This window comes from Aliamphritea spongicola, from assembly GCF_017051665.1.
In the GTDB taxonomy this organism is placed as follows: Bacteria; Pseudomonadota; Gammaproteobacteria; order Pseudomonadales; family Balneatricaceae; genus Amphritea; species Amphritea spongicola.
In genome coordinates, this window is sequence record NZ_JAFIDL010000029.1 from 1 (window position 1) to 457 (window position 457).

A 457-nucleotide genomic window follows, 5' to 3' on the forward strand; every position below is an offset into this window, starting at 1 on the left:
TTGGACGGTGAAAATCTGGCTACGAGGGCAACAAGATTATTTGTTGTTACCTATTTCCTCGGCTGATAAGCGTCGTTTTTACTCACACTTTCAGGAAAGTGTAGTGCCAGACCGTGAGCTTTTTTTTGTTTTTGACTCTGAGCAGCATCGTTATGCCTTAAATGCTCGAGAGGTGATTTTTCACCAATTCTTGTTTGATGGTTTTACACCTGTTCCTGATGATGAGGATAGTAATGGAAGTGAAGGAAGCTATGGGAATGTCCATATCACCATGGTGAATGGTGGCCCAGTTATTGGTCTGTACTGTGAGCCCGAAGTTTCGGACGACGAAATCGATGATATTGGTCAATTGAATGCATTTTTTGACATTCTTGAATTAGAGCCGGAATCAACAGAGCGATATCAGTTAACCGACATAGACGGAGAAGATGCTTTTATCCGTATTGGCTCTCTTGCG

At 42.5% G+C, this 457-nt stretch carries 1 protein-coding gene; it reads left to right on the plus strand.

Going from position 1 to position 457, the window contains the following annotated elements; all coding sequences use genetic code 11:
• Positions 1–103: 103 nt before the first annotated feature.
• On the plus strand, positions 104–457 hold a 354-nt coding region (locus tag JYB63_RS22585), incomplete at its 3' end, for a hypothetical protein (RefSeq protein WP_205660186.1).